At 32.3% G+C, this 11,247-nt stretch carries 9 protein-coding genes; 6 read left to right on the forward strand and 3 right to left on the reverse strand.

Annotation, left to right across the window (positions count from 1 at the left end; all coding sequences use genetic code 11):
* Positions 1-289 precede the first annotated feature (289 nt).
* Both B2989_RS02975 and B2989_RS02980 read right to left on the reverse strand, forming a co-directional pair.
* Complete coding sequence (locus B2989_RS02975; protein ID WP_292943917.1) at positions 290-1,366, reverse strand: serine hydrolase domain-containing protein; 1,077 nt, start codon at positions 1,364-1,366, stop codon at positions 290-292.
* A gap of 111 nt (positions 1,367-1,477) precedes the next feature.
* Positions 1,478-2,485, reverse strand: a complete 1,008-nt coding sequence (locus B2989_RS02980; RefSeq protein ID WP_292943919.1) for a fibronectin type III domain-containing protein — start codon at positions 2,483-2,485, stop codon at positions 1,478-1,480.
* Between the two features lie 203 nt (positions 2,486-2,688).
* On the opposite strand from B2989_RS02980, the gene rimO reads away from it, so the two are divergent.
* The 3 genes from rimO to B2989_RS02995 all read left to right on the forward strand — a co-directional run bounded on the left by rimO (position 2,689) and on the right by B2989_RS02995 (position 5,206).
* Positions 2,689-3,996: a 30S ribosomal protein S12 methylthiotransferase RimO gene (rimO, locus tag B2989_RS02985; RefSeq protein ID WP_145000341.1), complete on the forward strand. Its 1,308-nt coding sequence runs from the start codon at positions 2,689-2,691 to the stop codon at positions 3,994-3,996.
* A gap of 76 nt (positions 3,997-4,072) precedes the next feature.
* The gene (locus tag B2989_RS02990; RefSeq protein WP_145000339.1) at positions 4,073-4,570 is read left to right on the forward strand and encodes a DUF4878 domain-containing protein; all 498 of its coding nucleotides are present in this window, start codon (positions 4,073-4,075) and stop codon (positions 4,568-4,570) included.
* Complete coding sequence (locus tag B2989_RS02995; RefSeq protein WP_292943925.1) at positions 4,571-5,206, forward strand: YiiX/YebB-like N1pC/P60 family cysteine hydrolase; 636 nt, start codon at positions 4,571-4,573, stop codon at positions 5,204-5,206.
* Between the two features lie 6 nt (positions 5,207-5,212).
* Here B2989_RS02995 and B2989_RS03000 read toward each other — a convergent pair whose 3' ends face one another.
* Positions 5,213-6,472: a carboxypeptidase-like regulatory domain-containing protein gene (locus tag B2989_RS03000; protein WP_292943928.1), complete on the reverse strand. Its 1,260-nt coding sequence runs from the start codon at positions 6,470-6,472 to the stop codon at positions 5,213-5,215.
* A gap of 130 nt (positions 6,473-6,602) precedes the next feature.
* Here B2989_RS03000 and bshC point away from each other — a divergent pair, with 130 nt between their 5' ends.
* The 3 genes from bshC (at position 6,603) to guaA (ending at position 11,195) form a co-directional block, all read left to right on the forward strand.
* On the forward strand, positions 6,603-8,204 hold the full coding sequence (gene bshC / locus B2989_RS03005) for a bacillithiol biosynthesis cysteine-adding enzyme BshC (protein ID WP_292943930.1): 1,602 nt from the start codon (positions 6,603-6,605) through the stop codon (positions 8,202-8,204).
* Positions 8,205-8,207: 3 nt separating this feature from the next.
* On the forward strand, positions 8,208-9,581 hold the full coding sequence (locus B2989_RS03010; protein ID WP_292943932.1) for a pyridoxal phosphate-dependent decarboxylase family protein: 1,374 nt from the start codon (positions 8,208-8,210) through the stop codon (positions 9,579-9,581).
* An 81-nt stretch (positions 9,582-9,662) separates the two neighbouring features.
* The gene (guaA, locus tag B2989_RS03015; RefSeq protein ID WP_292943934.1) at positions 9,663-11,195 is read left to right on the forward strand and encodes a glutamine-hydrolyzing GMP synthase; all 1,533 of its coding nucleotides are present in this window, start codon (positions 9,663-9,665) and stop codon (positions 11,193-11,195) included.
* Positions 11,196-11,247: the final 52 nt, after the last annotated feature.

Raw genomic sequence — 11,247 nt, forward strand, 5'->3', positions numbered from 1 at the left:
ATTTGTTAGTAGCAATTGGTAGTAATGTGGTTTTTGCTATAAGTTCTTTTTTACAACCTAAAAGTCCTTTAATTCCTGAAGAATTAATCTACTATTCGCTTTTTCCTTTAGTAGTTTTAATACCGCTTTTTGCATTTTGTATTTGGTATTGTTGGAACACTCTATTAAAAGAAACACTTAATAAGGTAATAATTGTTTTGATTTTTGCAATCTGTTTATTCTATTTTTTCTATCCTAATATTGTATTTGATGGACTATACAGCATTAATCCTTATGGAATATAAATTTATTAATTAAATACGTTGTTTAATTTCTCCCAAAGCGCATTATCATAACTTGATAAAGCAAAATTAGAGTCGTCAGCTGCTTCTCCCATTCTTACAATAACCAAATCTTTACTTGGCACAATGTATAGTTTTTGGTCATTTTTACCCAAAGCACAATACATATCGCTTGGACCATTAGGAATTAATTCACCCGTAAATTCAACCTGAGTTTGTGGTAGATGATAGCTAGACTTACCATTTAACCACCATAGATAGCCATAAGCCTGATTAATACTTTGTGAGGTGTTTGTTGCCTGATTTAAAAATGCTTCAGATACAATTTGTTGGTTGTCCCACTGGCCATTTGTATAAATCATTAAACCAAATCTAGCCATACTTCTGGTAGTACTCCAATAAACACTTAAGTCTCCTATAGTAATCCAAGTACCTGTCATACCAATTTTATTTTTTAAGTTTTCATTAAAATAATCCGACCAACTTTGATTGCTAACCGCAGCAACAACATCTTGTAATTTGACGTATACATTGTGGTATGCCCAACGATTACTTGCGTTTGCAATATATTGCAAATTTTCTGGTACAACACTATCGCCTAAACTATCATCCAAACCAGAGTCCATGGATAATAGATTTTGGCAAGTAATTAGTTGTTCTTGTTCTAAAGTTTCACTAGTCCAATTTGTACCTAAATAATCGGACACTTTATTGTTTATATTTAATAATCCTTGGTCTTGAGCAATACCTGTTACAGTTGAAGTTAATGTTTTTCCTGCACTTGCCCAATACCAAGGATCAGTTAAAGCATGATCATTAAAATACTGCTCAAAAGCAATTTTTCCTTTATGTAAAATTATAAAAGACTTTGTATTTGATGTTTGTAAAAATAATGATAATTCGTCTAAAGCGTTTGTATTCCAATTTAATTCTAAAGGCGAAAGGGTTTCCCAAGTATCAGAATTTATAGGCGGAAAATATATAGCTTCGGTAGTTGGATTTTCTATTTCAAAGTCCTTGTTTTCAGAAGAACAACCAAATGTAAAAAGAAGTATAATGCTGAGAAGGCTTCTGATGGGTTTCATAGTAATAGTTTATAATAGTACTAATATAAAATAGATTATTTTAATAATTATAGCAAAAAAAAAGCCTAGTTATTTATTTACTAGACTTTTATTTATTAAGTGTTTTATATTTTAAGGAACTGTAACAGTTACAGGACCTATCCAATCACTAAACCCATTTGTACCACCACAATTAGATCTAATGTAATAGTCATAAGCTTGTCCTGATGTTAGTCCGCTACTACCTACAAAATATGTAAGTCTTACTGGAACAATAGGAATAGCTGCTGTATTTAAAGTATTAAATGAGTTGCCTGCTTCAACATACGTTATTTCCCAATTATTTTGGGAATCTACATGGTCCCAATTAAAATCAAAATACCTTGTTGGAAAACCAGAACTACTTCCTGTACCTGTGCCAATATTTTCAAAATTAAAAGGATCTATACAGTTTGGATTAAAAGCAGCAGTAGTTGTTGTAACTGTTAATGGACCTGTCCATACACTATAACCATTTTCAGTACATTTGCTTTTTATGTAAAAATCATAAGTTGTTTGAGCGGTCAAACCAGAGACAGTTGTTGAAGAGTTTTCTGAAGTTACATGAACTGTTCCATTTCCTGGGTTAAATCCTTGGGCTCCGTATTCAATTTCATATTCATCACCACCATTATCTGACCAAAGAAATCTAGCATAATCTGATCCAACATTAGGACCATTAGTGTTGTATCCTAAACTAAAATTTGTAGGTTCGTTACAATAAGGGTTGTCATCTGTGGTAACAAAAGAAAAAGGTCCAGCCCAATTGCTATAAGCTTCGATATCATTACAATAAACACGTGTATAAAACGAATATTGAGTTTCTGGTTCTAAGCCTTCTATAATTTTGTAAGTATCTGGTACTGTATATAATGTTCCACTGCCTAATGTAAATCCTAAATTACCATACTCAACTTGATATAAAGATGAATTGACTTGAGATGTCCAATCTAATTGAGCAAATGTATTGGCAATAGTTGTAAGATAAAGATTTGTTGGTTTAGCACAACTGTTTGTGTTATCTGTGTCATTATCGCTATCGCTGTCGCTAGAACAGCTAAAAAGAACTATTGAGATAAAAATTAATAGTATTTTTTTCATTAAAATAAAAGTTTAATCGTTGGTTAATATTCGCAATATATTAAATAATTTTTTAAACTAAATAGCAAATTTTTTAGATAAGAGTAGTTGATTGTTAAACAATTTGAATGTTAGATGTTTATGCTGTTATAAGTTGTTTATGTTAAGATTTAATAAACGTAAATCCTAAATCATTTTGTATCTTTGCAGTCCAAAAATGAGGTATGAGAACAAAGTCACTTAAAAAGAACAAAATCAACGTTATAACTTTAGGTTGTAGTAAAAATGTCTACGATAGCGAAGTCCTAATGGGACAATTAAAAGCTAACGGAAAAGAAGTTGTGCATGAGGAAGAAGGTAACGTGGTAGTTATTAATACCTGTGGTTTTATTAATAATGCAAAGGAGGAAAGCGTGAACACTATTTTAGAGTACATGCAAAAAAAGGAAGATGGAGAGGTTGATAAAGTCTTTGTAACAGGATGTTTAAGTGAGCGTTATAAGCCAGAATTACAAAAAGATATACCTAATGTAGATCAATATTTTGGGACTACAGAGTTGCCAGGTTTACTTAAAGCTTTAGGTGCAGATTATAAACATGAGTTAATAGGAGAGCGTTTAACAACTACACCTAAAAACTATGCCTATTTAAAAATTGCAGAAGGTTGTGATAGACCATGTAGTTTTTGTGCGATTCCTTTAATGAGAGGTAAGCATAAATCTACGCCAATTGAAAACTTGGTTACGGAAGCTGAAAAGTTAGCAGCAAATGGCGTTAAAGAGTTAATCTTAATTGCCCAAGATTTAACGTATTACGGTTTAGATTTATACAAAAAACGAAACTTAGCAGAGTTACTTGAAAACTTAGTTAAAGTTGAAGGTATTGAATGGATTAGATTGCATTATGCTTTTCCAACAGGCTTCCCAATGGATGTGTTAGATTTAATGAAGCGAGAACCAAAAATTTGTAATTATCTAGATATTCCATTACAACATATTAGTGACGATTTACTTAAAAGTATGCGTCGTGGTACTACCAAAGAAAAAACAACAAATCTAATTAAGCAGTTTAGAGCTATCGTCCCAGAGATGACTATTAGAACAACATTAATTGTTGGTTATCCAGGCGAAACGGAAGCACATTTTCAAGAATTAAAACAGTGGGTAAAAGATATGCGTTTTGAGCGTTTAGGTTGTTTTACTTATTCTCATGAAGAAAACACTCATGCCTATAACTTGGAAGACGATGTGCCACAAGAAGTGAAGCAAGACAGAGCTAACCAAATTATGGAAATTCAATCTCAGATTTCTTGGGAGTTAAATCAAGAAAAAATCGGAGAAACCTTTAAAGTGGTTATAGACCGTAAAGAAGGTACTTATTTTGTAGGTCGTACTGAGTTTGATAGTCCAGATGTAGATAATGAAGTGTTAATTGATGCAACTGACACGTATTTAAAAACAGGAGAATATTACAATATTAAAGTGACTGAAGCTGAAGATTTTGATCTTTATGGTGAGTTAGTAAAAGCTTAAATTAAGGCGTTCAAAATAAAACAATTTGAATGTTAAATCTAAAAAAGTATATTTACAAAACTAAACAAACCAAAAAATGAAAAAATCAGTATTAAAAACAGTAGTAGTAGCTTGCTTTTTTATGTTAACAGCTTGTGGTGGTGGAGGACCAGAAGGTGCTACAATTAGCTTTTTAGAAGCTATGTATTCTGGAGATTTTGAAACAGCTAAAAAACACGCAACTACAGACACAAAATCTATGTTGTCTATGCTAGAGTCTTTTGGCGCAAAAGATCAATTTGCAGATAAGATGAAAGAAGCAGATATTTCTTTTAAAGTAGTTGATACTAAAATTGATGGAGACAAAGCAGTATGTACTGTAAAAATGTCAAGTAGTCAAGATGAAAAAGATCAAGACATGCCAATGAATCTTATTAAAGAAGAAGGGAAATGGTTGGTAAGTATGGACAAAGAGTCAATGAATAAAGAAGGCTTAGATAAAGCTAATAAAGAAACAGGAAATCCTGATATGGAGTCTGATGACGATATGGATGAGGAAATGATTGAGGAAGATGATTATGAGGCTGCTGAGTAAATGTTAAAAACCACTATAAAAATATCACTAGTCTTAGCTGTTATTTTTTTAGCATATAAATTTTTTAAAGACGATTCAAACAGACCGTATGAATCGTCTTTTTTGTATAAATTATCGCCTAAAGAAAAAGCTAAACTTCAAACTGGAGATATTATTTTAAGACGTGGTTACGGTTTTGTAAGTACTATGATTTCTAAAATGATGAGTGAGGACTATGATGTAACTCATCTAGGTGTTGTTATCAAGCAAAATGATAATTTAAAAATTGCACATGCGCTGTCAAGTAGCGTATCTAATCAGGATGGTTTACGTTTGCAGGCAATAGATTCTTTTGTGCACAATTCTCATGATAAGACGATTTTGGTCACTAGATTAAAAAATATAGATACAATTAAACAAAGTAAAATTGTAAAGCAAATTGATTATTACTATAAAAAACAATTACCCTTTGATCATAGCTTTAATTATAAAGATACTACTGAGCATTATTGCTCTGAGTTAATTTGGCGTATATACGAGCATAATTTAAAAATTCTGCAAGTAGCAGATAGTATTACAGATCAGCAAAAATATAATTCACTTAAAACGTTTTACGATCCAAATTATTTTAATATTATAATCAATCACCAAAAGTAAAATAATCTAGTTTTTTTCGACTTGCCTTTTAATTTTCTTAATAGCAGTTTCAATAGATTTTTCAGGCTCTATAATATTATATTCGCCCCAAAAATCGGGATCTCTAAAGCCGGAAACTTGGTCTTGCAAAATACTATTTTGTTTAAGTTTTTTAGACTGTGTATTGGTTAATAAATCCTTATTTATATTCCAATCTGTTATAGCCATTTCACTTTGTAATGTATATCTACTATTAAACCATCGGTTATCCCAATTAACTTTAAAAGAGATTAATATATTGCTATAAGCAAAATACCATTTGCCATCTTTTGTTCTGTAATTAACCTTGTAAGCAGCTTCAGTTGGATATACATTAGCTTTTCTTGGTTTTTTTCTCACAAATAATTTGGTGGCTTCGGTTTGATTTTCAACATTTAAATTAAAAACAGCACTAGTTAAAGCATAATTATTAGCGTCAATATAAAGTGTGCCATAATACAAAGGTCTATAAACAGTTTCTTTTTGTTTAAAATTTACAACATAAACTAATTGATTATCAACCTGAGTAGATCTACCAAAAGTAAACGTGTAGTCACTTAGGGTTTCATCATTAAAAATGTATTCAGGATACTTAATAATGTCAGTGTGTAAACTGCTAAAGGGACCTCCTTGAATTTTAAGGGCGATGGTATCTAACCTTGAGTAATCTGTGTTTTTTCTAGCCTTTATTAAAGTAACATTGTCATTTTTACTAGAGTTATAAGACGATTTATTAATGCTAACAATGGCTTCAGATAATGATGCATTTCTGTTACGTTTTTTAATAGTTTCTCTATAAAAACCTGTCATAAACACAGTTTCAGTAGCGTAGTTTTCTCCTTTTAGGTTTAATACTTTCTTTACTAATTCTTCTGCATCTTTAGGTGCTGCAATATCTATAGCAGCCAATACTGTGGCTGCTTCTTGTAAATATATTTTAGTATCAGTTGGTTTAAATTCTGATAAAGCAACTTCTAATTTTTGATACCCTAAATAAGATATTGTTACATTGTTTTGTAACAGGTCTTCTGGGACTTTTAACGTAAACTCGCCATCACTATTAGCTATAGTACTAACGTTGGAGTTGGTAATAATTAAATCGGCTAATGCTAAAGGATTATTGGTAGTTTTATCTAATACTATTCCTTTAAATTCGGTTATATTTTGACTAAAACCAAAAAAACAAGTTAGTAGTGTGAAATAGACTATGTAGTTTTTAATGTTTAAAGGTAGTACAGTTGATTTCACTAGTGTTGTGTTTGCAGATTATCTTATAAAGTTACTCAAATTTCAACACTTTACTCTTGGGTTTTATGTTAATTTTAAGACATACTAAAGGGCAAACTGCCTTATCTTTACAGCAGATTAATTTGTAACTATGCCAACAGACTGTATACCCTTTAAAGAAACAGGATATTTTTCTCAATTAATTTGTGATTATTTAGCTGAAGCTGAATCACTAAAACCGTTTTATAATAGGTTTCCTAATATCAAAAACTTTGAAGCTCAAATAAAACAGAAGCAAGATAATTTTTCTCAAGAAGGTAGAGTGGTCTTAGCAAAAACTTTGCAAGAGCAATATAACCTACTGGAAACATCAGAAGCTACAGACACTAACATTAAGTTATTAGCAGACAATAAAACCTTTACAATTACAACAGGTCATCAGCTTAATTTATTTACAGGACCATTATATTTTTTGTATAAAATTGTGTCTACAATAAATTTAACTAAGCAATTAAAAATACAATATCCAGAATATAATTTTGTGCCTATCTATTGGATGGCTTCAGAGGATCATGATTTTGAAGAAATAAATTATTTCAATTTTAAAGGCAAAAAAATACGTTGGAACAAAAATGCTTCAGGAGCAGTTGGAGATTTAGATACTACTGGTTTAGATAACGTGTTAGACCTTTTTGCAAAAGAGTTAGGGATTGGTCAAAATGCTAAATTTTTAAAATCACTATTTGAAAACGCTTACTTAAAACATGATAATTTAGCTAAAGCCACGCATTATTTAGCAAATGTATTATTTGGTGAGCATGGTTTGGTAATTATAGATGCTAATAATAAAGATTTAAAAACATTATTTATACCTCAAATTAAAACAGAGTTATTTAATAATACATCATTTCAAAAAGTTACTGAAACATCAAATCAATTAAGTCAAGTATCAGAAAACTACGCTATACAAGTAAATCCTAGAGATATAAATTTATTTTATATCACTAAAAATGTAAGAGAACGTATTGTTTTTAAAGATCAAAAATATTCTGTTTTAAACACGTCAATATCTTGGACTAAAGAAGAGTTGTCAATACATATAGACCAGGCTCCAGAATGTTTTAGTCCTAATGTAATTATGCGTCCATTGTATCAAGAAGTTATTTTGCCAAATTTATGTTACATTGGTGGTGGTGGTGAGCTAGCTTACTGGTTTCAGTTAAAAGCTAATTTTGAAGCTAATAATGTGGTTTTTCCAATATTACTTTTACGTAATTCTGTTTTGATAAAAACAAAACAGCAAGCGGATAAACTTAAAAAACTAAGCATATCTGATAAGGACTTGTTTTTAAAACGTGATAGTTTTATTAACAAAAAAGTACGAGAAATTTCTAATATTGATATTGATTTTTCTGAGCAAATTCAACATCTAAAATCACAGTTTCAACAACTTTATAAGCTAGCAGAATCAACGGATAAGTCTTTTGTTGGTGCAGTAGCCTCTCAAGAAAAAAAGCAAATTAATGGGTTGGCACATCTTGAAAAAAGATTGTTAACTGCTCAAAAAAGAAAACTTAAAGATCAAGTAGAGCGTATTACCGATTTACAATACCAATTGTTTCCTAATTATAGTTTGCAAGAACGTAATACTAATTTTTCAGAATTATATTTAGAATTTGGTACGGATTTAATACCTCAGTTAATTAAAAATTTAAAACCTTTGCAAGGTCAATTTTTAATTCTTGAATTATAAGCCATGCATAAAATAGATTTAGATTTAGTTGAAATGACGCTAGACGTCATGAAATATACAATAGATCGTATTTCAAAAACTGAAGACGTCATTGGTAAACCTCAAAAAGCCGAAACTTTAAAAGCGCTTGTAGGAGAAACAGTGACAGACAAAGGTATTGGTGGCGAGACTGCTTTTAACTTATGGAAGCAACATTTAATGCATGCCAATGTAAAAATTGATCATCCACGTCATTTAGCATTTGTGCCAGCATCTCCAACCAGAGCCTCTATTTTATTTGATTTGGTAACTTCAGCATCAAGTATTCATGGTGCGTATTGGATGGAAGGAGCAGGTGGTATTTTTTGCGAAAACGAAGCCATGAAGTGGATTGTATCCTTAACAGGATTACCACAAGGTGCTTTTGGAGTATTTACTAGTGGTGGTACTGCAGCAAACTTGTCTGCAATTGTTACAGCACGCGAGTATTGGAGAAGTTTAAACGACGACAACAAAAATCAAAAAGGGTTAATCATTACCTCAATTGGTGCACACTCTTCAATCAAAGCTATGGCTAAAGTGGTGGATGTGGATGTATTATTGGTAGATACAGAAGACCGTTTAAAAGGAGACGCTTTAAAGCAAACTATTTCAGACTTAACAACACACCAAAGACAACGTCTATTTGCAGTAGTTGCAACAGGAGGAACTACAAATGCAGGAATTATTGACGATTTAGAAGGTATTGCAAACATTTGCGAAACAGAACATTTATGGTTGCATGTAGATGCAGCTTATGGTGGTGGTGCGTTAGCAGCAGACTCTGTTAGGTACTTATTTAACGGAATTGAAAAAGCAGACAGCATTACCATTGATCCACACAAATGGATGTTTTCTCCATACGATTGTGGTGCTGTAATATATAAGCAACCAGAATTAGCTAAAAAAGCGCACGCACAGGAAGGTTCCTATTTAGATATTTTTAAAGACGAAGGAGCACATGGTTTTAATCCAACAGATTACCAAATACAATTAACACGTCGTGTACGTGGATTACCGTTATGGTTTAGTTTAGCTACTCATGGTACTGACAGGTATAAAGAAGCTGTGGAGCGTGGTTTGGAATTAGCAACCATAGCTGGACAGTTAATAAAAGATATGGATCATGTAGAGCTTGTAAGAGAGCCAAGCTTATCTTGTGTGCTTTATAGACGTAAGGGATGGACACCAAATGACTACAGAGATTGGACTTTTAAAAATCACGATAAAGGCTTTGCATTAGTAACACCAACCAAATGGAAAACAGGAGCTAATTTTGAAACCGTTTCTCGTTTTTGCTTTATAAATCCAGACACAACTACTCAAGATATTAAAGCAATTTTGGAGTCCATGAAATAGTATTTGTTAATTGTTAAAAAAATAGTGCAAATTTTCATAAATCATAAATAGTATTTATCAATGCAATTACTATTTTTGTGCATGCAACACGACAAAGTACTTATTTTAGATTTCGGATCGCAATACACACAACTAATTGCGCGCAGAGTTAGAGAGCTTAACATCTATTCCGAAATACACCCATTTAACAAACCACCAAAAAACGTAGACGATTATAAGGCTGTTATCCTTTCTGGAAGCCCAATGTCTGTAAGATCTAAGGATGCTTTTCATCCGGATCTGTCAGAAATTAGAGGTAAAAAGCCTATGCTAGCTGTCTGTTATGGCGCACAATATTTAGCCCATTTTTCTGGAGGTGAAGTAGCCGAATCTAATACACGCGAGTATGGTCGTGCCAACTTAAGCTTAGTAGAAGAGGATACTTTTTTTAAAAATATATCAATAGGTAGTCAAGTATGGATGAGTCATAGTGACACCATCAAACACCTACCAACAAACGGAAAATTATTAGCAAGCACGCACGATGTGCAAAATGCAGCTTATAAGATAGAAGGCGAGTCGACTTACGCGATTCAATTTCATCCAGAAGTATACCACTCTAAAGACGGTAAACAATTACTAGAAAACTTTTTAGTATCAATTGCAAATGTAAATCCAGATTGGACACCAAATGCGTTTGTACAAGAAACCGTTGAGGATTTACAAGCAAAACTTGGAGACGATAAAGTTGTTCTTGGATTATCAGGAGGCGTAGACAGTTCCGTAGCAGCAATGTTATTGCACAAAGCAATAGGTAAAAACCTGTACTGTATATTTGTAAATAACGGATTATTACGTAAAAACGAATTTTCTGATGTATTAGAACAATACAAAGGAATGGGCTTAAACGTAAAAGGTGTAGACGCTTCGGCACGCTTTTTGGATGCATTAGCAGGATTGAGTGATCCAGAAAAAAAGCGTAAAGCTATAGGTAACGCGTTTATCGAGGTTTTTGACCAAGAAGCAAACCTAATAGAAGACGTAAAATGGTTAGCACAAGGGACTATTTATCCAGACGTGATAGAAAGTGTAAGTGCAACAGGAGGACCAAGCGCAACAATAAAAAGTCATCATAATGTAGGTGGATTACCAGACTACATGAAACTTAAAATTGTAGAGCCACTTCGTGCTTTATTTAAAGACGAAGTAAGACGTGTAGGTGCAAGTATGGGTATGGATAAAGACCTTTTAGGACGTCATCCATTTCCAGGACCAGGTCTAGCAATCAGGATTTTAGGTGATATCACTGCAGAAAAAGTACGTATATTACAAGAAGTAGACGCAGTATTTATTAACGGATTACGCGACGCAGGATTATACGATAAAGTATGGCAAGCAGGAGCTATTTTACTACCAGTAAATAGTGTAGGAGTAATGGGTGACGAGCGTACTTACGAGAAATGTGTAGCATTAAGAGCAGTAGAAAGCACAGATGGTATGACTGCAGACTGGGTAAATTTACCATACGAGTTTTTACAAAAAACAAGTAACGATATAATAAACAAAGTAAAAGGCGTTAATAGAGTAGTGTACGATATAAGCAGTAAGCCACCAGCAACTATTGAGTGGGAATAAAGGTTAATACCGTCACTTCAAGTAATTTTTTAAGCTTGATAAAATAGTATCA

This window comes from Olleya sp. UBA1516 (assembly GCF_002323495.1).
In the GTDB taxonomy this organism is placed as follows: domain Bacteria; phylum Bacteroidota; class Bacteroidia; order Flavobacteriales; family Flavobacteriaceae; genus Olleya.